We start from the raw sequence: 23,081 nt of genomic DNA on the forward strand, positions 1-23,081 counted from the left end.
GACTATGGTTGCCGTCGGTATCGAAGCGATGAATGTGTTCGGGGGGACCGCGTATCTCGATGTCATGGATCTGGCCAGACATCGAAACCTGGACATCCCCAGATTTGAAAATTTGCTGATGAAGCAAAAGGCGGTCGCCTTGCCGTTTGAAGACCCAGTGACTTTTGCCGTCAACGCGGCCAAGCCGGTGGTCGATGCGCTGTCCGAGGAAGAAAAAAACCGCATCGAACTGCTGATCACCTGCACGGAATCCGGGATCGACTTCGGCAAGTCGCTCAGCACCTACGTGCATCATCATCTGGGACTGAGCCGTACCTGCCGCCTGTTCGAGATCAAGCAAGCCTGCTATTCGGGTACAGCGGGATTCCAGATGGCGATCAACTTCATCCTCTCCCAAGTCTCGCCCGGAGCCAAAGCGCTCGTCGTCGCCACGGACCTCTCCCGGTTCCTGGCCGTCGAAGGCGGAGATGCGCTCAGCGAAGACTGGTCGTTCGCCGAACCGAGCGGCGGCGCAGGCGCGGTGGCGCTGCTGGTCAGCGACAAGCCGCACGTGTTCCAAGTCGATGTCGGAGCCAACGGATATTACGGCTACGAGGTGATGGACACCTGCCGCCCGGTGGCCGACAGTGAAGCGGGCGACGCGGACCTCTCCCTGCTCTCGTATCTGGATTGCTGCGAGAATGCGTTCCTGGAATACCAGCGCCGCGTCGCTGATGTCGAGTACCGCGACACGTTCCAGTACCTGTCCTTCCACACGCCGTTTGGCGGCATGGTCAAAGGCGCGCACCGCACGATGATGCGCAAGATCGCTAAGGTCAAAGGCCCGGAGATCGAAGCCGATTTCCAACAGCGCGTGGTGCCGGGTCTGACCTACTGCCAGCGAGTGGGCAACATCATGGGGGCCACCGTTCTGCTCTCCTTGGCGAGCACGATCGACAACGGGCAGTTTGAAGGGAACAAGCGCATCGGGATCTTCTCCTATGGCTCGGGCTGCTGCTCCGAATTTTACAGCGGCGTCGTCACCCCTCGCAGTCAAGAAGTCCTGCGCGGATTCAAGCTTCAAGAGCAACTGAACAACCGCTACCGACTGTCGATGGACGAATATGAAAAGGTTCTCTACTGCAGCAGCGTCGTCAAATTCGGCACCCGCAATGTCAAGCTGGACTTGAACCTGATTCCGGGCGCCCTCGCTTCCAGGCAAGCCGGACAGCGCCTGTATCTGGAAGAGATCTCAGAATTCCATCGAGAATACCGGTGGTGCTGATGAACACGGCCGCCTACGAGATGATCCGGGTGCGGATGCAAGGCCCGGTGTGCTTTTTGCAGTTCAACCGTCCCGAGGCGAAGAACACGATCAACGAGTGCTTGGTGTACGAATGTCGCCAGGTGATCGATCACTGCCGGGAACAGGCTTCGATCCTCGTGCTGGAAGGGTTGCCGGACGTGTTCTGCTTCGGGGCCGATTTTCAAGAGCTACATGAGAAAAAGGTGAGCGGGCAGAGCCTCGACCCGTCACCGGAGCCGCTGTACGACCTGTGGCTCGATCTGGCGACTGGCCCGTTTATCACCATCTCGCACGTTCGCGGCAAGGTTAACGCAGGCGGCGTCGGGTTTGTCGCCGCCTGTGATATCGTGCTGGCGGATGAAACGGCGGAGTTTTCCTTATCCGAATTGCTCTTCGGACTTCTGCCGGCATGCGTGCTGCCGTTTTTGATCCGGCGGATCGGTTTTCAGAAGGCGAACTATCTGACGCTAATGACGCAGCCGGTCAACGTCCGACAAGCCGTGGAGTGGGGGCTTGTCGATGCCTGCGATGCAGAGAGCAGTAGCTTGCTTCGCAAGCATCTCATGCGGTTGCGCTATGTGCCCAAGCGCGGCATCGAGCGATACAAGCGCTTGATGAACAGCTTGCAGGACGGTCTGCACCGCGCCAAGCCGTTGGCGCTCGAAGCGAACCGGGAAGTGTTTGCAGATCCGCGCAACCAAGAGCTGATTTTCCGTTATATCGAAACAGGTGAATTCCCGTGGGAGAGCTGATCCACGGAGAGTGGAGGAGAACATGACGAATCCAGTGGTGGAGTGCAGAGAGATCGAGACGGGGATCGTGCAAGTGACTTTGCAGGATCGGGAACAGAAGAACCCCTTTACCGAAGGGCTGGTGCGCGGCCTGAACGAAGCGTTCGAGGAGATCGCCGCGAATAAACGCTGCAAGGCGGTCATCCTCACCGGCTATGGCAATTATTTTTGCTCCGGCGGCACGATGGAAGGGCTACTGGCGATCCATGAAGGAAGAGGCCGGTTCACCGATGCGAACGTCTACGAGCTCGTCTTGGAGTGCAAGGTTCCGGTGATCGCTGCGATGCAAGGGCACGCGATCGGCGGCGGGTTTGTCGTCGGGCTGTTTGCCGACTTTGTGATCTTGAGCCGTGAGAGCGTGTACACGACTAGTTTTATGCGATTTGGATTCACACCCGGCATGGGGGCTACCTACATCGTGCCGAAGAAGTTGGGCTTCTCCCTCGGAGAAGAGATGCTGATGAGCGCCAGCAATTACAGAGGCGCCGATTTGGAAAAAAGGGGCGTGCCGTTTCCCGTCGTTCCGCGTGAAGATGTGATGAACCGGGCGCTGCAGTTGGCGCGCCAACTGGCAGAAAAACCGAGAGTGTCGCTGATCACCTTGAAGGACCATCTGGTCCGACCGATCCGGGAGGAACTGCCTCGTGTGATCGAGCAAGAGATGGCCATGCATGAAAAGACATTCCATGAACCGGAAGTGAAAGACAGAATCCTCTCCCTGTTCGGAAATTAACAAGCACTCGCCGTGCTTGCGACCATACATTTTGTTGTAAAAGAGGGGTTCAGATGAAGATACAAGAGATCTTACGTGCGCTTGAAGCCAAAGAGATCAGCCCTGAAGAGGCCAAACAGGCCCTTGCAGGGGCTCGATCCCACGAGTTGCAAATGTCCGCCCCCCTTGCGAATGCTGTGCGCGAGCTGTCCGTTGATCCGGCGGTGCGCCTGCAGCCGGAATCGCTAGGCCATCCGCTGTTCCAAACGAGATACCGCACGGTTTGGAGTTACTTTGCCGGCTCGATGTATCGAGGGATCGCATCTGAGGAGATGGTGGTGCGCATGGGACAGGCCGGTCTGCTGGCCTTTTTTGGCAGCGCCGGTTTTCAGGTGCATGAACTGGAGCCCGTCCTGCAGCGCATTCAGGCGCGGCTGGGTTCGGACAAGCCGTATGGCATGTGCCTAATCGCCAACCTGAACGACCCGGACGAAGAGCGGCGCACAGCGGAACTGTACGTCGAGTACGGCGTGAAGGCGATCGAAGTGTCGGCCTTCTCCGCTCCGACGCTCCCGCTGGTTTATCTGCGACTCAAGGGCCTGTCCCGTCAAAACGGCCGTCTGATCTTCCCGCGCCGTCTGATCGCTAAATGCTCGCATCTGGACACGGCGCGCGTGTTTCTCTCGCCGCCGCCGGAGCCGCTCGTCCAGCAACTGCTGCGCTACGGCCTGATCAGCAAGGAAGAAGCCGCCCTGTCACAAACGATTCCGCTGGTCGACGACCTCGCGATCGAAGCGGACTCAGGTGGTCACACGAACCAAGGCGTATCGTTCTCCCTCCTGCCCGCCATCCGCGCGCTCAAAGACCAGCTCCAGCGGCAGTACCGCTACCAAGAGGAGATTCTCATCGGCTGCGGCGGAGGGATCGGCACGCCGGAAGCGGTCGCGTCGGCCTTCATGCTCGGGGCTGATTTTATTTTCACAGGATCGATCAATCAATGCACGGTGGAGAGCGGGGCCCATCCGGTCGTCAAGGACCTGCTGCAGTCCGTTTCGATCCACGACATGGCGATCACGGTTGCAGGCGATATGTTTGAGATCGGCGCGAAGGTGCAGGTGGTGAAAAAACACACCCAGTTCGCCGCCCGCGCCAACAAGCTGCACCAGCTGTTCCACCAATACAACTCGATCGACGAGATTCCGCTGTCGATCCGGCATGAGATCGAAACGAAATATTTTAAGAAGACGTTTGAGGAAGTCTGGGATCTCGTCTGCGCCTACAAGCGCGCCAAACATCCGGAGCAGCTCGAAGAGGCGGCCGAGAACCCGCGTTTCAAGATGGGGCTGATCTTCAAGTGGTATTTTGCCCATTCCGCACAGTTGACCCTGCGAGGGGATGAGCAGGAGCGGGATAATTTTCAGATCTTCTGCGGCCCGGCGATGGGGGTGTTCAACAGGTGGGTACAAGGCACGCCGTATGAGTCTTGGCAGCAGCGCCATGTGAACACGGTGGCAGAACTGCTGATGCGCAAGGCGTGTGAACATCTGGAGTCCCGTCAGTCCACGTCCGTTTCGGCAGCCGGCGCAGAAGCGGTGCCGAGTCTTGAAGGGGCGGCGATCGCGATCATCGGGCTGAGCGGTCAATTCCCTAAGTCCAAGAATGCAGACGAGTTCTGGAACAACCTCGCACAAGGCCGTGATTGCATCTCCGAGATTCCGGCGACGCGCTGGTCGCTCGACGAGCACTACTCGCCGGACCCGAGCGCACCTGGCAAAACCTACTCCAAGTGGATGGGTGTGCTGGAGGATGCGGACAAGTTTGACCCGCTGTTCTTTAACATCTCCCCTGCCGAAGCGGAGTTGATGGACCCGCAGCAGCGGCTGTTCTTGGAAAGCGCATGGCAGGCCATTGAAGACGCTGGCATCGCGCCGTCCTCTCTGTCCGGTAGCCGAACCGGCGTGTTTGTCGGCTGCGGCACGAATGACTATGGGCAGGCGCTGAACCATCAAGGCTTGAACGCACAAGGCCTGATGGGGACGTCTTCCTCGATCCTCAGCGCTCGCATCTCGTATCTGCTCAACCTCAAAGGTCCTTGCCTTGCGATCGACACCGCCTGCTCCTCCTCGTTGGTGGCGATTGCCGAAGCCTGCAACAGCCTGCTGCTCGGAACGAGCGACTTGGCATTGAGCGGCGGGGTGTACGCGGCGGCCGGGCCTTCCTTGCACATCATGACGAGCAAGGCGGGCATGTTGTCGCCCGACGGACGCTGCTATTCGTTTGATACGCGCGCCAACGGCTTTGTGCCGGGGGAGGGCGTGGGCGTCTTGGTGCTCAAGCGCCTTGAAGATGCTGTGCGAGACGAAGACCCGATCTATTGCGTGATTCGCGGCTGGGGTGTCAACCAGGACGGGAAGACGAACGGGATCACCGCGCCGAGCGTCAATTCGCAGATCCAGCTGGAGCAGGACGTGTATGAACGATTTGGCATTGACCCGGAGACGATCTCCCTAATCGAAGCGCATGGGACGGGCACGAAGCTGGGCGACCCGATTGAAGTCGAGGCGCTGACCGAGTCCTTCCGGCACTTCACGGAGAAAACCGGCTATTGTGCTCTCGGTTCGGTGAAAAGCAATATCGGACACCTGCTGACGGCAGCGGGAGTGGCCGGGGTGATCAAGGTGCTGCTGGCCATGAAGCATCGACAGGTGCCGCCGACGGTGCATTTTAACCAATTGAACGAGCACATTCGGCTCGCGAAGAGTCCATTTTACATCAATGCCGACCTGATTCCATGGGAGGTGCCAGCCGGGATGCCACGCCGTGCCGGGGTGAGCTCTTTCGGATTCAGCGGGACGAACGCGCATGTCGTTATCGAAGAGCATTTGGAAAAAGAGAGTCTGGTTTCGGCAGCGGGAGAAGCGGATGCGCCGTTGCTATTTGTGTTGTCTGCCATGACCGATGAACAGCTGCGGACGTATGCAGCCTCGATGGCGGGCTTCCTCGAACGGGAGCGCGATCTGAGCCTTGCGAGCATCGCGTACACCCTGCAAACGGGACGCGCTGCAAGAGAGGTGCGGCTGGCATTTGTGGCCCGTTCGAGAGACGAAGCGCGTCAGAATTTTGAAACCTATGCAGAGGGGCGGACACTCCCCGGTCTCTTGACCTCGCAGTCAGGAACGGGGCAGGAGGAGGCGCAGGGCATTGCAAACAAGCCGCTGCAAGAGATCGCCGGACTCTGGGTGAAGGGCGTCCGACTCGACTGGTCGGAACTCTATGCCGATTCGAGACCGCGCCGTGCTCATCTGCCGACCTATCCGTTTATCAGAGAGCGCTTCTGGGTGCCGGAGCCGGAGATGAAGGAAGGGGAGGCTTCGACGCTGACAGCAGTCCTGCATCCGCTGCTGCACAGCAATACCTCTAAACTGACGGAGCAACGCTTCTCCTCGACGTTTACCGGGCGAGAATTTTTCCTGTCCGATCATCAGGTGCAAGGGCGGAAGGTGCTTCCGGGTGTCGCCTATCTGGAAATGGCGCGCGCCGCGCTGGAGCAGGCCGCCGACATGCCGTCGATCTCTTTGAAAAATGTGGTCTGGGCGCGTCCGATCATCGCAGAAGAAGACGCGGTGTCGGTGCAGATCGGGCTGTTCCCGGAAGAGAACGGCGAGATCGGATTTGAAGTGTACAGCGGCTTGGACGGCGAGATCGTACATAGCCAAGGGCGCGCAGTACCGGCTCTGTCGGACGTCGAGGCTCCCGTGCTCGACCTTGCTTCTCTGCAAGCGCAGTGCGGGCAGCGCGAACGAGGCGCGGCGGAATGCTATGACTTGTACCGCCGAGCGGGACTTGAGTACGGGCCAGCATTCCAAGGGATGGAGCACCTTTATGTCGGGCAGGAGATGATCTTGGCCCGCTTGTCGCTGCCAGCCGCCGTCGCGAGCACCGCGCGTCAGTTCATCCTGCACCCGAGCCTGCTGGACTCGGCTTTGCAGACGGCCATCGGCTTCCTGACTGACGAAACGACCCTCCAGCCGGCCCTGCCGTTCGCGCTGGAGGAGCTTGAGATCCTCGGTCCTTGCACCACTTCGATGTGGGCCTTCGTGCGCCGCAGTGAAGGTAACAAGCCAGGGGACAAGGTACACAAGCTCGATCTCGACCTGTGCGACGAGAGCGGAAGCGTCCGCGTGCGGATGAAGGGCTATTCCTCCCGCATACTCGACCGCGAGCGAGGTGCCGAGGCGGGGACGCTGATGCTCAGACCGGACTGGATAGAGCGTCCAGTCAATCTGCAGGCTGTGCAGACGGTGTATGCGGATCATCTGGTGATGCTCTGCGAAGTGGACGCTGAGATCGAACAGAGCGGGATACGGAGCCTGATCTTGCAGACAGAGGAAAAAGGGCTTGCCCAACGCTTCGAGGTCTATGCAGCACATGCGTTTGAGGCGATCAAGTCGATATTGCAAGAAAGACGCAAAGGGAAGGCGCTCGTGCAGATCGTCGTTCCGGCGCAAGGGGACGGGCAGGTCTTCGCCGGCCTCTCTGCACTGCTGAAGACCGCACAGCTGGAGAATCCGAACCTTGTCGGGCAGCTGATCCAAGTTGACGATGCGAGCAACCTTGCGGAGACCTTGCGAGAAAATGCTCGCTGTGCAGGCGACGCATACATCCGTTACCAAGGCGGCAAACGCTGGGGAACAGGATGGAGTGAAGTCGAGCCGGGCGAAGAGGTGTTGCGCATTCCGTGGAAGGACCAAGGCGTCTACCTGCTCACAGGGGGCGCAGGGGGTCTAGGCCGAATTTTTGCTGGCGAAATCGCACGACAAGTGAAAGGGACGACGCTCGTCCTGACGGGACGGGGGCCGCTGAGCGACGAGAAACAGGCAGAACTTCAGTCCTTGGATGCAAATGTTGTGTACAGGCAAGTGGACGTGACCGACTACGCGGGGGTCATGCAGCTGATCGAGAGCATTCTAGCTGAGCATGGCGCTCTGCACGGCATCCTGCATAGCGCAGGCGTGATTCGCGACAACTTGATACTCAAGAAGACGACAGCGGAGTTGCAGGACGTGCTGGCTCCCAAGGTGGCCGGTACCGTGCATCTCGATGAGGCGACGCAACATCTGCCGCTCGACTTCTTCGTGACGTTCTCCTCGGTGGCCGGAGCCATCGGCAACCCGGGGCAAGCGGACTATGCGACGGCCAATGCCTTCCTCGATGCTTTTGCGGGGTATCGAAACGAGCGGGTCGCAAACGGCAAATGCTCCGGCCGGACGATGTCGATCAACTGGCCGCTCTGGCAAGACGGCGGGATGCAGGTGGAGCAGGAGACGGAGGAGACGTTGCGAGAGACCCTCGGCATGATCCCGATGCAGACGGCAACCGGGATTCGCGCCTTGTATCAGGGCATGGCTTCCGAGCAAGACCAGATTCTTGTCGTCGAAGGAGATCTGGACCGCATCCACGCCATTTTTGCAGAAACAGCACCGACAGCCGCAGCTGGGCCAGTGTCTAGGCTGGAAGAAGAGCCGACTCTCATTTCGAGCGATTTTGAAGAGAGAGCGATCGAGTATTTCAAGACGTTGCTCTCCTCCGTCTTGAAGATGCCAGCCATCCGGATTGAAGCCAATGCGCCTTTTGAAAAATACGGCATCGATTCGATTCTGGTCATGCAGCTGACCAACCAACTGGAAAAGACGTTTGGCTCCTTGCCGAAAACGCTGTTCTTTGAATATCAAAGCCTCCGCGAGTTGACCGGATACTTCCTGGACGCCCATCGTGTTCTCTTGCAGCAGCTCTTGGGCATCGGGGAGCAGGAGCGGGTCTCGGAATCCGCTTCGGTGGCGGTCGCGTCCACTCCTGAGCCGTCGGCTGTCAGCAGCCGCAGACGTTCGAGGCTGGTCGCGAGTTCGACGGCAGTGCATGCAGCGCCGATCGCGCAACCTGCGAAGGCGGCCAAGGGAGAACAAGACATCGCGATCATCGGTGTCTCCGGCCGCTATCCTGGGGCGCGCGACCTTCAGGAGTTTTGGCAAAATCTACGGGATGGCAAGGATTCGATCACGGAGATTCCAAAAGACCGATGGGATCACAGCCTCTATTTTGACCTGGATAAAAGCAAGCCGGGCAAGACGAACAGCAAATGGGGCGGATTTATTGACGGCGTGGATCAATTCGATCCGAAGTTCTTCAACATCTCCCCGCGCGAGGCGGAGATCATGGACCCGCAGGAGCGACTGTTCCTGCAGACCGTCTACGAGGCGCTGGAAGATGCGGGGTATACGCGCGAGATGCTCGCCAAACATCGCGGGCTGGGGCTTGACGGCAACGTCGGGGTCTATGTCGGCGTGATGTACGAAGAGTATCAGTTGTACGGCGCAGAGGAGACGATCCTCGGACGACCGCTTGCCCTGTCTGGCAACCCCTCGTCGATCGCCAACCGGGTGTCGTACTTCTTCAACCTGCACGGGCCGAGCCTTGCCGTCGATACGATGTGCTCGTCTTCGCTGACGTCGATTCATCTGGCCTGCCAGAGCTTGCAGCAAGGCGGCTGTGAACTGGCGATCGCCGGCGGTGTCAACGTCTCGATTCACCCGAACAAGTACCTGCTGCTTGGCCAAGGCAAGTTCGCGTCGAGTAAGGGCAGATGCGAGAGTTTTGGCGAAGGGGGCGACGGCTACGTGCCGGGCGAAGGCGTGGGCGCTGTGCTGCTCAAGCCGCTGTCCAAGGCGATTGAAGACGGAGATCAGATCCACGGCGTGATCAAGGCCACCGCGATCAACCATGGTGGCAAAACTAACGGGTACACCGTCCCGAACCCGAATGCGCAGGCGAATGTGATCGAGCAGGCGTTGCGCAAGGCAGGGCTTGACCCGAGCATGGTCTCTTACATCGAAGCGCACGGAACCGGCACCTCACTTGGCGACCCGATTGAGATCGCCGGCTTGACCAAGGCTTTCCAAGCAGGGAAAAACGCTAAACTGCAATCCTGTGCCATCGGCTCGGCCAAGTCGAACATCGGGCACTGTGAGAGCGCGGCCGGCATCGCCGGCGTTACCAAGGTGCTGCTGCAACTGAAGCATCGTCAACTCGCACCATCGCTGCACGCCAAGGTGCTCAACCCGAACATCGACTTTGACGCGACCCCGTTCGTCGTGCAGCAGGAGCTGGCAGAGTGGAAGCGCATGCTGGTGGAAATTGGCGGTCAGGTTCGCGAATTGCCGCGCATCGCTGGCATCTCATCGTTTGGAGCGGGCGGTTCCAACGCGCACGTGATCATCGAAGAGTATGTACCGGCAGAGTCGCTTCGCACGCCTGTTGAGGTGACGCCGCAGAATCCGGCCGTGATCGTGTTGTCGGCCAAGAACGAAGAACGGTTGCAGGAGCTGGCCGCGCGCCTGCTTCACGCCATCGAGACGCAGCCGTTCACAGATGCGGACCTCGCTGACATCGCTTACACCTTGCAGATCGGTCGAGAAGCGCACGATGCGCGCATGGCGCTGCTCGTCGACTCGCTTCAAGACCTCGCGACCAAGTTGCGCGCCTGCGTGTCCGGCCAAGAGGATGTCCCAACCCTCTATCGTGGCCATGTCAAAGCCAACCGAGACACTCTCTCGCTCTTCCTCGCAGATGAAGAGCTGCAGGAAGCGATCGAAAAATGGATTCAGCGCCGCAAGCACTTCAAGCTCGTCGACCTGTGGGTCAAAGGATTGGAGCTGGACTGGAACAAGCTCTACGGCGAACACAAGCCGCGCCGCATCAGCCTGCCGACCTATCCGTTTGCCAAACAGCGCTACTGGGTGCCGGAAGGAACGGCGGGAGGAGTACGGACCCTGATGTCTTCGAGCGTCGTGGAAAACCTTGAAGTGCTGGCCCCGGTCTCGACGAACCTGCAAGCAAGGGTGCAAGAGGGAAGCGATGGCACGCTCAACATCGAACTGTGCGACGCCCAAGGGAACATCTGCGTTCGCTTGACTGGACTGCAAGCTGAATCTGCACAAGCGAAACCTGCACAAGCCAAGAAGCAGTCGGAATCCTTCGAGTTGATGACATTCCGAGAAATCTGGCAAGAGCAATCACTGCCTTCTGTCACAGCCCGGAACGCTGGAACGCTCGTCTGCTTCCTGTCCGATCCGGCACTGCAACAAACGGTGCGGGAGGCACTCAAGTCCCTTAGCCCGAGCCTGCAAGTCGAGTTCATCGCACAGGGAAGCTCGATTCCAGAGTCCTTCCAACGCATCCAAGAGGAGCGTCGAGACGTCTTCGGGATGCTGTACCTGTGGCCGCTTGAAGACAAGGCTCTGATCCGAGACTATTCCAGTATCGTGAACATCCTTAAGTTCCTCAACGCTTCCGGTCTGAAGCCCGAACGCCTGATGCTGGCTGGGCAATTCGAGAACGGAGTGCAGCGAAGCTACTTCGAATCGTGGATCGGCTTTGAAAGATCTTTGGGCCTAGTGCTGCCTAACACGAAGGTGACGGCGGTTTTGCAGGCGGGTTCTTCCTCGCTTCAAGACTGGATGCCGCTGCTCTGGCGTGAACTCCATGCCCCGCAAGCGCAAAGCGTCCTGTACGAAGCAGGCAAGCGCCACATTTGCACCGTCCAGCCGACCCGCCTTGAAGCGGGCCAACGCACAGTACGGGCAGGCGGCACTTACCTGCTCACCGGCGGTCTCGGTGCACTCGGCTACTTGTTCGCGGAGCATCTGGCCCAAAAACAGCCTGTGAACCTCATCCTCACCGGCCGCTCCGAGCTCGACGAAGAGAAGCGCAGCAAGCTGAGCGATCTGGAGACGTTGGGCAGCCAAGTCTTCTACCTGCAAGCGGACGTATGTGACGAAGAGCAGATGCGAGCCGGGCTGGTTCGTGCACGCGATCGCTTCGGACCTCTGCACGGCGTGCTGCACGCAGCAGGATTGTCCGGGGACGAGAGCCTTTTAGCTAAGGACATCAAGGTGTTTGAACGGGTTCTGAGCCCGAAGATCGCAGGAACCCTGCTGCTCGACGAATTGCTGGCGGAGGAGACCGAGCTTGATTTTGTCTGCTACTTCTCCTCGTCATCCGCCGTTTTGGGCGATTTCGGTTCCTGCGACTATGCGATCGGCAACCGCTTCCAGATGGCCTACGCGCAACACCGTCACGAACAGCAGTTGCCGGGCCAGACGCTGGTGATCAACTGGCCGCTCTGGAAAGAAGGCGGAATGGGTCTTGATGACGGAGAGATCACGGCGAACTACCTGAAGTCGAGCGGACAGCGCTTCTTGGAAACGGAAGAGGGAGTGGAGCTCTTTGACCTGATCCTCTCGCAGAACGACGTGCAGCAGCTGGTCCTCGTCGGGCAGCCAAGCCGCGTCGAACGCTTCCTCGGAATGGCAGCACAAGCGCCGACAGCGGAACAAACCACTACGCCGCCTCCGACCGTCAGCGTCTCGTCGGGCACGGCGATGCGTCCCGAGTTGCAAGGATTATCGCTTGAGCAATGCATCGAGTGGGATCTCAAAGAACAGGTCAGCCAGATCCTGAAGATCTCCCGCGACGAACTCGATGTCGAGGAAAATCTGGTCGACTTCGGGTTTGACTCGATCAGCTTGGCTGAGCTTGGCAATGGTCTTTCCAAGCACTACGGACTCGAAGTGACGCCGGCCTTGTTCTTCAGTCACTCCACGTTGGAAAAATTGACCCTGCACTTCCTGCGTGAACACGAGGCGTTGATGACGCAGCACTACCTTGAACCGACTGCCGAACCAGCCCCCGAACCGACACCCGTTCCGATTGTCGCTCCGGCCAGGCAAGAAGTCGCGGTGACAAAAGAGATTCTCGTGCCGCTGCCGACATCCGGCGTTCACGAACCGATCGCCGTGATCGGGATGAGCGGACGCTTCCCGCAAGCGGACAGCGTGCAGGACTTCTGGCAGAACCTCAAAGCGGGCAAGAACGCGATCACCGAGATTCCTTCAGATCGCTGGGACTGGCAAAGTGACTATGAAGAAGGCAAAATCACGTCCAAATGGGGCGGATTCGTAAAAGACGTCGACTGCTTCGATCCACTGTTCTTCGAGATCTCGCCGAGAGAAGCGGAGTACATGGACCCGAAACAACGCCTGTTCTTGGAGGAAGCATGGCATGCGCTCGAGGATGCCGGCTACATGGGCGATCAGATTCGCGGCAAGTTGTGCGGCGTCTACGTGGGTGTCGAAGAGGGTGAATACGGCTTTCTGGCAGGGGATGGCGGCCCGCTCAACGGCAATCAAAATGCGACGTTGGCCGCCCGCATCGCCTACGCCCTCGACTTGAAGGGGCCGAATCTGGCGTTGACCGCCGCTTGCTCCTCCGGGCTGGTTGCGCTCCATCAAGCCTGCCAAGCCTTGCGTGCAGGAGACTGCGACGTGGCGCTGGCCGGCGGGGTCAATCTATTGATCTCCCCGATGATCTACCAAGGCATGAGCAAGATCGACATGCTGTCCCCGGACGGACGCTCGTATGTGTTTGATTCGCGTGCGAACGGGTTGGTGCCGAGCGAAGCCGTTGCCGTCGTCGTGCTCAAGCCTCTGTCCAAAGCGATAGCCGATCGCGACCAGATCTACGGCTGCATCACAGCGACCGGAGTCAACTACAACGGCCAATCGAATGGTATCACATCGCCGAACCCGGACGCTCAAGCCGATCTGATCCGCAGCGTGTATGACCGTTATGGAATCGATTCGTCTGACATCCAGTTCGTCATGTCGCATAGCACTGGGTCGAAGCTAGGCGATCCGATGGAGATCCAAGCGCTGACCAGCGCCTTCCGCAAGCCTGGCGCTCAAACGCAAAACTGTGCGCTCTCCTCGCTCAAGCCGCTCATCGGGCACACGTTTGCCGCATCAGGCATCGTCAGCCTGATCAGCATGCTGATGGCGATGCGCGAACGCACCCTGTTGGGCTTGCACGGATTCGAATCGAGCAACGAGTACATCCGATTTGAGGAGAGTCCGTTCGTCGTCAGCACCGAGAACCGAGCGTGGACGACCCAGGAAGGCCGCCCGCGAGTCGGCGCGATCAGTACGACAGGGATCAGCGGCACGAATGCCCATGCCGTGATCGAAGAATACATTCCGACCGCGATGGCTGTGCAGGTAGAACGACCGGGCGCAGCACAGCAACTGGTGATCCTCTCTGCCCGAAACCACGACCGCCTGCAGCACCTGGCGGCTCATCTGTCCGAGCATCTCGCAAGCGAAGCGGGCCGATCCCTGACGCTCGCCCAGATCGCCTACACGCTGCAAGTCGGTCGCGAGCCGATGAAAAAGCGCACAGCCTTCATCGTCTCTTCCAAAGAAGAACTGCTGCAGCGCTTGCAGGAATACATCTCCTCTCCTGTTGTGGACGAGACCCGTCCTGCACCGGATCGCCACCAAGCCAGAGCCCTTGTGGAAGCCGCGCTGCAAGAGCGCAATCTTGAGCAGCTGGCCGCCCTCTGGCTCTCCGGCAGCAAAGTGCCGTGGCAGCGACTACATGATGGCAAGAACGTGCAGCGCGTCTCGCTGCCGACCTATCCATTTGTGAAGCGTAGATGCTGGGTGGAGGGGCCGAAACCGAAAGAAAAGGAATTTGCCATCTCCAACAAGGCGGCCGAGTTCTATACGCGCGTCGTCGAAAGCGGAGACTCCGGCTGACCTTCTGCCCGTTTGAGGAAAAAATCCCCGGCTTCTCGATCAGCCGCGTGTACCTGAACCCGGAACAATATCCGGCCGAACTTGAGATGGTGCGCAGCAAGCAGATCGAGATGCGCCGCGTGTTGTTCAGCCGAGGCGATTTCCAGCGCGCGCAGGCTCTGCTCGACATCGGATGCGGTCATGAGACAGACGTGATTCAGCTGGCCAAGCGCTACCCGCATTTGAAAACGCAGGGCTTTACGATCACGGAGGCGCAGGCGGACCTTGGCAACCGGAGAATTCAAGAACTGAACTTGGGCGCACAAGCTGCCATCTTCCATGGAGACAGCTCTAAAGACCGATTCCCAGGTCGCTACGACATGATGATCGGGATCGAAGTCAGCTGCCACATCCCTGACAAGCAGGGGCTGTTCCAGAACATGTCCTCGGCCCTCAACGAAGGGGGGCAGGTGCTGATGATGGATTTCATCGCGAACCTGCGCGGAGCCATCGCCGATCCGAGCATCGACATCTACATCCCGACTGTACAGGGCTGGATTGACCTGCTGGCGGAGCATCACCTCGTTCTTGACGAAATGATGGACGTCTCCAAGCAGGTCGCCAACTCTCTGCATGATCCTGAGCAGGTGGATAATACGAAAGGTCTGCCGGAAGTGGTACAAATTCCATTCGGAACTTTGCTAAAAGCTCGATCTTGCTTGAGAAAGCCTGGATTAGCTACTGTCTATTCTTCATCAGCAAAAATTCAGCTCAAAGCCCGGCAGAACTTCGAGAGCACAACACAAAGCAGATGTCCAACAGGACGCCGTATCCGGAAGCTCGGCGCAACATGTTGCAACAAATCTAAAGGAGTGAGGGAGCATGAGTTCCGGGATGACCAGAACTGAGATCAAAGAGATCCTGTTCGAAATTTTCGAACAGACCTTGGGTTTGGAACGGACCGAACTGGAGCAATCGGATACCTTGAAGGAACTGGGGATCGGATCGCTCAATGCGGTTGAACTGCTAGAAGCGATCAACGTCCGGTTCAACCTGAACCTGCCGACCAGCATCCTATTTGAATGTGCAGACCTTGAGTCTCTGGCGGTCTACATGGAAAAGCAGTTCCATACCCTCGTACAACCTGCAAAACAAGTACAGCCGACGGTATCGGCACCAACGCCGAAACCAACACAAGCACACGAACCAACTCTGACACCTACTCCGCCGGCTCGCGAAGCACGGGTCGAGACCGATGAGATCGCCATCATCGGTCTCTCCGTCCGGAGCGCCGGAGCGAGCGATCAAGAAGAATTCTGGAACCTGATTCGCGACGGAAAAAAATGCATCAGCGAAGTGAGCGATCCGAAATGGCTGGAATACATCCAAGCCTATTCGTCCAATCCGATTCCGATCAACTATGGCAAGATGGACGACATCGACCGCTTCGACTCGCTCTTTTTTAACATCTCGGCCATCGAAGCTGAGAAGATGGACGTCACCCAGCGTATTTTGCTGGAAGAAACGTACAAGTCTTTAGAAGATGCCGGCTACACCCCGACGCAGCTGCGCGGGGAGCCCGTCGGCACCTTTATCGGCACCGCCGGTTCCTCGGCGCTCGCTCAAGATTTTTCCCATTATTCCATGCTCGGATATGACATCAGCATCCTCGCGGCTCGCATGGCGTACTATCTGGATCTGAAAGGGCCGGCACTGGCGGTGAACACGGCCTGCTCCTCGTCGCTGGTGGCGATCGACCTGGCCTGCCAGCAGTTGAAGAGCGGGGAGATCACCCTCGCCATCGCAGGCGGAATCACGGTCTACAGCCATCCGGGCGCGTTCATCTCCATGCACAACGCCGGGATGCTGTCTCCTACTGGCGAGTGCCGTCCGTTTGACGATGGAGCGAACGGCATCGTCGTCGGCGATGGCGTCGGGGTCTTGATTCTCAAGCGCCTCTGCGATGCTGAGCGGGACAACGACCAGATCTACGGCATCATCCGAGGCAGCGGCACCAACCAAGACGGCCAGACCTCCGGCATCACCGCGCCGAGCTTCCTCGCGCAGAGCCAGCTGCAAGAATCGATCTACCGCAAGTACGAGATCGACGTGGAAGACATTCAATACATCGAAGCGCATGGCACGGGCACCAAGCTTGGCGATCCGATCGAGATTCACGCCCTTAACAACACCTTCCGCAAGTTCACGACTCAGAAAGGCTTCTGCGGAATCGGTTCGCTCAAGGCGAACATCGGTCACACGACGGCTGCAGCAGGCGTGCTGGGCGTGATCAAAGTTTTGATGAGCATGAAGCATGGAGAGATGCCGCCTTCCATCCAGTATGATCAGGGCAACAAGCACATCGACTTTGCCAACAGCCCGGTCTATGTCAACACAACTCGTCGCGAGTGGACGCCCAATCGAAATGGCAGGCGCCTGGCTGCCGTCAACTCGTTCGGCTACAGCGGCACGAATGCCCATGTGGTGATCGAAGACTATCCCAATCCGTCGCGTGCGGTTGCAGCGCCGATCAACGAAGCGATGCCAGGTCTGTTCGTGCTATCGGCCCAAAGTGCAGAATCGTTGCAAGCCAATGCCGATGCCACGCTCCGCTACCTCCGCTCTCACCCGGACGTCTCGTTCCCCGACTTCCTGTATACCTACCAAGTGGCGAGAGAGAGCATGGCACAACGGCTTGCCATCATTGTCAAAGACCGGGACCAGCTGATCGGCCAGCTCGAACGCTACCGAGCAGGGGCCGGCAAGTCTGGAGAAGTCTTCGTGGGCACCGTCGGCAAGAACGGCAGCGTCAACGGGATCAATCTGGCCGACACCGAAGAGGGACAAGCGTTCCTCCTGAGCCTTCTGCACAACCATAAGCTCAAGATGGTTGCAGAACTGTGGGTTAACGGCAACCGGATCGACTGGGAAGGGCTCTACCCGGCGGGGACGGTCAAGCGACTGACCGGACTGCCGACCTATTCGTTTGCGCAAGAGCGCTACCCGTTGCCGGCGTTTGAAATGGTGCAGACAGGCTTCGGCAAGCAGGAAAAATCTGGCGTCAACGTCTTGCATCCGCTGCTCCATCGAAACACGTCAGACCTGACCGAAATGCGCTACAGCACCGACTTCACCGGCGAAGAGACCTTCCTACGCGATCGGACGGTGCCGGAATTCGCTCTGTTGGAGATGGCGCGAGTGGCTGTGGAACAGGCGTCCGGCGCTCAGAAGCAAGGTCTCACCCGCCTTCGTTTGCAAAATATCGTCTGGGAGTCGCCGCTCGAAGTGGGTGCTGACGGGTCGCAGGTGCACATCGCACTGTACCCGGCCGCTAATGGCGAGATCTCCTTTGAGATCTACAACGACGAAGAAGAGCTGCACGCATCAGGAAGCGCCGTGCTGACAGAGGATGAAGCGCCACTCCTCGATGCGTCCACCTTGCAGGAGCGGGGCGCCCGCGTCACGCTGCCGATGGTGCCTTCACAGTTTCTGCTCCATCCGCACTTGCCGGATGCCGTGCTTCAAGGGAGTGTGCCCGCCACCTTGCAAGAGGTCGCGATCTATGCCCCTTGCCCCTCCTCCATGTGGGTTGTGGCAGACGACGGCAACTTCACGTTCTGCGACGAACAAGGCAAGGTCTGTCTGCAAATCAGCGGTCTGCAAACGCAGAAGAACCGCCCGCAAGCGGTCTCTCCATCCGCCGAGCCGTTTGCCTTGATGACCTTTGAAGAGATCTGGCAAGAACAAGCTCGAAACAACCACGCACCGTTCAACTTGAACACGCTGCTCTGCTTCCTCTCGAATGTAGAGGCTCAGCGTGCGGTCGTGGAAGCAGTGCAGGTGCGAAGCCCGCAGACGCAGGTCCTTTTCATCGCGCAAGGGACATCCTGCCAGCAGGCGCTCCGCAGCGTCCAAGAACAGCTGGGGGAAGTTGATTCCTTGCTCTACCTCTGGCCACTGGAAGACGCTTCGCTCGTGGAGGACACGCAACCGATCCTCGACATCGTACAAGCCCTTGCGACGACGAAGCTTAAAGCCAAGAGCCTGATGCTCGTCGGCCAGCACCGAAATGCGATCGAGCGTGCGTTCCTTGAATCATGGATCGGCTTTGAGCGTTCCTTGGGCTTGGTGCTCCCGGATACCCGAGCGGCTGTGGTGATGCAAGAAGCCGGGGCCGTTTCCTTACAAGAGAACATGCATCTCCTTCTGGACGAGCTCAATGCTTCCAAAATCGAAAGCGTCCTCTACCAAAACGGTAAGCGTCACGTCTGCAAGGTACAGCCGACCCGCATCCAAGCTGGTTCTTCCACCTTACTGAAAACAGGCGGCACTTACCTGATCACAGGCGGACTGGGCGGTCTGGGTTACCTGTTCGCCGAGCATCTTGCTGGCAAACACCCGATCAACCTGATCCTGACCGGACGCTCGGCGCTCGATGCTGCCAAACAGGCGAAGATCGAAGCGCTTGAAAAACGAGGCAGCCGCGTCTTCTATCTGCAAGCGGACGTCTGTGACCGTACGCGTATGGAGGCGGGGCTTGCAGAAGCCCGGTCGCAGTTCGGCCGTGTTCACGGCGTCCTGCATGCAGCCGGACTCGTCGGAGCCGAGAGCATTCTCGACAAGGATGACCGCCGGTTCCAACAAGTGCTCGACCCGAAGGTCAAAGGAACGCTTCTGCTCGACGAACTACTGCAAGGGGAGTCGGAACTTGATTTTACCTGCTACTTCTCCTCTTCGTCGGCGATCATCGGGGACTTCGGCTCGTGTGATTATGCGATTGCCAACCGCTTCCAAATGGCCTATGGCGAGCTGCGCAACGGGACAACATTCGTCATCAACTGGCCGCTTTGGAAAGCCGGGGGCATGCATTTTGAGAAGAAAGAAAACACAGAAGCCTACTTCAAGACCAGCGGGCAACGCTTCTTGGAAGTGGAAGAGGGCCTTGCGATCTTTGACCGCATCCTGTCGCAGAACCGCACCCAGCATCTTGTGATGATCGGCCAGCCCAGCCGCATCGAACGCATGCTGGGTCTTGCGAATTCGGCAGCGCCGACTCCGGTGCCAGTGCATTCCGGCAACAACACCTCTTCCGGCAAGGGAAGACGTCCGGAGATGAAAGGATTCACGCTCGAACAGTGCGTGGAGTGGGATCTCAAAGAGCAGATCAGCTCCGTTCTCAAGATTCCGCGCACCAAACTGGACGTCGAAGAGAACTTGGCTGATTTCGGGTTTGATTCGATCAGCTTGGCCGAGTTTGCCGGTTTCCTGTCGAAACACTACAGCATTGCCGTGACGCCCGCCTTGTTCTTTGAGCATTCCACGATCAGAGCTCTGACCCAGTTTTACGCGGTCACACATGGGGAGGCAATGCGGGACTTCTACCAAGAGCAAGCGGCATCCGCACCGGCGATCGCGTCAGCACCTGTCGCTCCAATCGTCAGCACCCCGTCCAAGCACCCTTCGCGCAAAAAGACCGGCAAGGCGCGATTCGCGGCCGGAGGAGCGGTGCGCAGTGCGCAGGAGCCGATTGCCATTGTCGGGATCAGCGGCAGATTCCCGCAGGCGAGCAACGTGCAGGAATTGTGGAAAAACATCCGAGACGGGAAGGAAGCGATCACGGTCGTCCCGTCTGACCGCTGGGACTGGCGGGAAGAGAAGGGCATGGGCAAATGGGGCGGATTTGTCCCGGACGTCGACCGCTTCGATCCCTTGTTCTTTAAGATTTCGCCCAAAGAAGCGGAGTACATCGATCCGAAACAGCGCCTGTTCCTGCAGGAAGCATGGCATGCGCTAGAAGATGCCGGCTATATGGGCGAGCGCATTCGTGGAACCGCATGCGGCGTCTATGTCGGGGTGGAAGAGGGAGAGTACGGGTTCTTGGCCGGAGAGGACAGTCCGCTGAACAGCAACCAGAACGCCACGCTCGCGGCCCGCATCTCCTATGTGCTCAACCTCAAGGGCCCGAACATGGCGATCACCGCCGCCTGCTCGTCCGGTCTCGTCGCAATTCACCAAGCCTGCCAAGCCCTGCGCCAAGGCGAATGCGACATGGCGCTGGCCGGCGGTGTCAGCCTGTTGATCTCGCCGATTATCCATAATGGCATGGGCAAGCTCGACATGCTCTCCCCGGATGGTACCTGCTTTGTGTTCGACGGGCGTGCAAATGGCCTGGTGCCGAGCGAAGCGGTAGCTGTCGTCGTGCTCAAACCGCTGAGCAAAGCACTGGAGGATGGCGATCAGATCCACGGCTGCATCAAGGGCAGTGCCGTCAACTACGACGGCCAGACCAACGGCATCACCGCGCCGAGCCCTGCGAGCCAAGCAGACCTGCTTCATCAAGTCTACAAGCGCTTCGGCATCAACCCGGCCGACATCCAGTATGTGCTCTCCCACAGCGTCGGTTCCAGATTGGGAGACCCCATCGAGGTGCAGGCGCTTACCAACGCCTTCCGCCGACACACCGACCGGACGCAATACTGCGCGCTCGGTTCGATTAAGCCGTTGATCGGGCATACGTTCGCCGCATCCGGGGTCGTCAGCTTGATCTCCATGCTGATGGCGATGAAAGAGCGGACGATTCCGGCTCTGCACAACTATGAGTCGAGCAACGACTACATCAACCTGACAGACAGCCCGTTTGTGATTCATACCAAGAACAGATCGTGGACCACGGCCGATGAGCGCCCGCGCCTCGGTGCAGTCAGCACGACTGGCATCAGCGGCACGAACGCGCATCTTGTGGTCGAAGAATACATCCCGGCGCAGCAAGAGGCGGTCGATCACGAACCGACGAATGCACCGCAGATCATCGTCCTCTCCGCGAAGAATCGCGAGCGTCTGGACGAGGTTGCCGCACATCTGCTCGCGTTCCTCGAAGCAGACGAGAGCTTGAAGCTGCCTGACATCGCGCACACGCTGCAAGTCGGCCGTGACGAGATGGAGGCGCGACTTGCGATGGTGGTACAAAGTCGCGACGAGCTGATGCAAGGTCTGCGAGGCTATTTGAAAAAAGGCGACGCGCCCATCGCGCTCTATCTCGGCGACTTGAACGAGTCTCATTCCGAGATCCTCGATCTTCTTGCCGGGATCACCGGAGAGACCGTTATTCGAGCCTTGCTGGCAGAGGGCAATCTTGGAAAATTAGCCCTCTACTGGGCGAAAGGCGGCAAGATTCCTTGGGAAGCGCTGCAAGGTGGAGCGTCCGCCCGTCACATCTCCTTGCCGACCTATCCGTTTGAGCGCCGCCGCTGCTGGCTGACCGCTCCGACAATCGCAAGACGAGAGCTGACAACGCACAGCCTGCCAGCAGTCGCTGCAGCTGCAGCTTCTGCTTCCGAGGCGGTTCCTGTCTGTGAAGAACAGGACCTCGCCATCGCGGAGGATCTGCAGGAGCGAGTCATCGGCATCATCTCCGAACTGGTGGGACTCACGCCTGCGGAGCTGAAGGTGAACAAGCCGCTCGACCACTACGGGTTTGACTCGATTCTGTTCATGCAGCTGCTACAGCAGATACAAACGCAGATAGACCCGTCCTTCTCCTTCGTCAAACTGAGCGAATGCCGATCGATGGAAGACCTGATTCGAGAGCTGGTCCCCAATGGGGCGACCAAGGCGAAACCGAAAGCGGAGATCGTGAGCCAGACTCCCGCACCGACGGCCCACAAGCCCGTGCAGACCAGCTTGTCGCAGTTCCCGGAACTCGTCCTGCTGAACCAAGCCACGGAAGGTCGTCCGATCTTCTGGATGCACGGGACGGCAGGCGGCGTCGGCATCTACTCGATGATCGCCAAAGTGAGCAACCGACCCTTCTACGGCATCACCGCGCGTGGTTGGATGAGCAACCGCACCCCGATCCGGGGCATCTACGCGATGGCCGCGTATTACGTGCACATCATTCAGACCGTGCAGCCGGAAGGGCCGTATGACCTCGGCGGCTATTCGCTCGGCGGCCTCCTCGCCTACGAAATGGCTCGTCAATTGCAGGAACTGGGGCAAAAAGTGAACTCCATCGTGTTCCTCGACACCTTGTATTCGGACAAAATCTACACCAAGGCCATGTTGCCGGAAGCGATGTTCAATAGAAAAACCGCGATCCTGCAATCGGTCAACATGCCCCTGCTCACCGAGATTCAGCACGAGCCGGAGAAGATTCCGACCACATTGATTCACCGTGATGATCTGGACTCGACGCTCTCGGATGAGGAATATTCCAAGCAGTTGCTGACCCTGGCCCGCGAGCGCGGCTACAAGCGCACGGAAGACTACCTGAACACCATGATTCAGAGTAGTTCTGACGTGCAGGAAGCGTTCGACCGCAGCGGATTTACCATCTTACCGTTGCCCAATCCGCAAGAGGTCAGCGCCTATTTCTTCCGCAACAAAAGCGGCTCGGTCCTCGGGGCGCTGGAACCGTACTTCAACGTCGAGACGAGCCCCGTATTCGACCAGGGGGATTATTGGACCGAATTTGAACGTCAGATCGACGATTTCCACCTGTTCGACATCGACTCGTCCAACCACATGATGCTGCTCTCGGAACCAAAAGCAGCTGCGTCGATCCTTGCCTTCTGCCAAGAGCTCTACTCCGCATTCGGTCTGGAACCGACGTTCCTTGAAACGTTTGCCCACGAGCATCGCAGTCTCGTCGGCACCACTTCATAACGCCA

At 58.8% G+C, this 23,081-nt stretch carries 6 protein-coding genes; all 6 read left to right on the forward strand.

Going from position 1 to position 23,081, the window contains the following annotated elements:
- Positions 1-4 precede the first annotated feature (4 nt).
- From E8L90_RS07465 to E8L90_RS07490, 6 genes are read left to right on the forward strand one after another with little or no spacing between them, the layout of a single operon-like run.
- Complete coding sequence (locus tag E8L90_RS07465; RefSeq protein ID WP_137028652.1) at positions 5-1,264, forward strand: hydroxymethylglutaryl-CoA synthase family protein; 1,260 nt, start codon at positions 5-7, stop codon at positions 1,262-1,264.
- Positions 1,264-2,037: an enoyl-CoA hydratase/isomerase gene (locus E8L90_RS07470; protein WP_137033322.1), complete on the forward strand. Its 774-nt coding sequence runs from the start codon at positions 1,264-1,266 to the stop codon at positions 2,035-2,037. The genes E8L90_RS07465 and E8L90_RS07470 overlap by 1 nt, the downstream gene beginning before the upstream one ends.
- A 22-nt stretch (positions 2,038-2,059) precedes the next feature.
- The gene (locus E8L90_RS07475; RefSeq protein WP_137028653.1) at positions 2,060-2,809 is read left to right on the forward strand and encodes a polyketide synthase; all 750 of its coding nucleotides are present in this window, start codon (positions 2,060-2,062) and stop codon (positions 2,807-2,809) included.
- Between the two features lie 53 nt (positions 2,810-2,862).
- Positions 2,863-14,436 carry a PfaD family polyunsaturated fatty acid/polyketide biosynthesis protein gene (locus E8L90_RS07480; protein ID WP_137028654.1) on the forward strand — a complete coding sequence of 3,858 codons (11,574 nt, stop codon included), beginning with the start codon at positions 2,863-2,865 and terminating at the stop codon, positions 14,434-14,436.
- On the forward strand, positions 14,334-15,323 hold the full coding sequence (locus E8L90_RS07485) for a methyltransferase domain-containing protein (protein ID WP_137028655.1): 990 nt from the start codon (positions 14,334-14,336) through the stop codon (positions 15,321-15,323). The genes E8L90_RS07480 and E8L90_RS07485 overlap by 103 nt, the downstream gene beginning before the upstream one ends.
- Positions 15,298-23,076, forward strand: coding sequence for an SDR family NAD(P)-dependent oxidoreductase (locus E8L90_RS07490; RefSeq protein ID WP_137028656.1), 7,779 nt, complete (start codon positions 15,298-15,300; stop codon positions 23,074-23,076). The genes E8L90_RS07485 and E8L90_RS07490 overlap by 26 nt, the downstream gene beginning before the upstream one ends.
- Positions 23,077-23,081 lie beyond the last annotated feature (5 nt).

The organism is Brevibacillus antibioticus, assembly GCF_005217615.1.
Classification (GTDB): domain Bacteria; phylum Bacillota; class Bacilli; order Brevibacillales; family Brevibacillaceae; genus Brevibacillus; species Brevibacillus antibioticus.

What these genes read in the sequence shown, in the direction of transcription:
- E8L90_RS07465 (WP_137028652.1), top strand. Translation starts at nt 5, where the DNA reads ATGGTTGCCGTCGGTATCGAAGCGATGAATGTGTTCGGGGGGACCGCG.
- E8L90_RS07470 (WP_137033322.1), top strand. Translation starts at nt 1,264, where the DNA reads ATGAACACGGCCGCCTACGAGATGATCCGGGTGCGGATGCAAGGCCCG.
- E8L90_RS07475 (WP_137028653.1), top strand. Translation starts at nt 2,060, where the DNA reads ATGACGAATCCAGTGGTGGAGTGCAGAGAGATCGAGACGGGGATCGTG.
- E8L90_RS07480 (WP_137028654.1), top strand. Translation starts at nt 2,863, where the DNA reads ATGAAGATACAAGAGATCTTACGTGCGCTTGAAGCCAAAGAGATCAGC.
- E8L90_RS07485 (WP_137028655.1), top strand. Translation starts at nt 14,334, where the DNA reads ATGCTGGGTGGAGGGGCCGAAACCGAAAGAAAAGGAATTTGCCATCTC.
- E8L90_RS07490 (WP_137028656.1), top strand. Translation starts at nt 15,298, where the DNA reads ATGAGTTCCGGGATGACCAGAACTGAGATCAAAGAGATCCTGTTCGAA.